Below are 604 nucleotides of genomic sequence, written 5' to 3' on the forward strand. Positions count from 1 at the left end.
AGAGGGCTTCCTGTGACCCCCTCCCTGGCTAGCAACTATCTTGATTCGCAGGCAAGTTTCGATAAATAGCTTGGCTACATTGTGTAGCCAAACTTTTCTTATTATGTATCATGAGTTACGTTGAATTCTTGTTTGAAAAGTCTGTTCCCATGTAGAACTGGCTAATATTAATAGCCCAGCAAAAATAGCAAGATTTTTGATGAAGTTTTGCATTTCATGCGCACCTTCTACGCCAGAATAATGCCAAAAATCATGCAAATTTATGTTGATCACTAAAACCAGCCCCGCAAGAACAAGAGCAGCAATACAGGTAAAACGGTTTAGAATAATTAAGATGCCCCCTACTATCTGCAAGATAGCAGCAAAAGCGAGCAAGAAAGGGATCAAAATCATGCCGTGCTTTTCCATTAAAGCTATATGTCCTGCCCAAGAGGTAAATTTCATAATTCCTGGTATTAAAAAGTATAAAGCGAGCAATATACGCCCCGCGAAGAATAAGTTATGGGTCATTAAAACCTTTATATCTGAATGTCTCAATTGGATAATTTAGGAGCTTTAAGCCGTGCCTTACAAAACTGGAACGGATGGAAAGCCCCCCCCCCCC

1 protein-coding gene is annotated in these 604 nt (G+C 40.4%); it reads right to left on the minus strand.

What is annotated here, in order from left to right; all coding sequences use genetic code 11:
• Window positions 1-108: 108 nt before the first annotated feature.
• Window positions 109-510 (minus strand): DoxX family protein, encoded by a 402-nt coding sequence (locus AACR11_RS08270; RefSeq protein ID WP_029790171.1) that lies wholly within the window; start codon window positions 508-510, stop codon window positions 109-111.
• Between the last annotated feature and the right edge of the window lie 94 nt (window positions 511-604).

Origin of the sequence: Vibrio sp. L85, from assembly GCF_963871815.1 — a bacterium.
Lineage (GTDB): Bacteria > Pseudomonadota > Gammaproteobacteria > Enterobacterales > Vibrionaceae > Vibrio > Vibrio harveyi.

Excerpts from the sequence above, each read along its gene's own strand:
- AACR11_RS08270 (WP_029790171.1), bottom strand. The coding sequence starts at position 510 with ATGACCCATAACTTATTCTTCGCGGGGCGTATATTGCTCGCTTTATAC.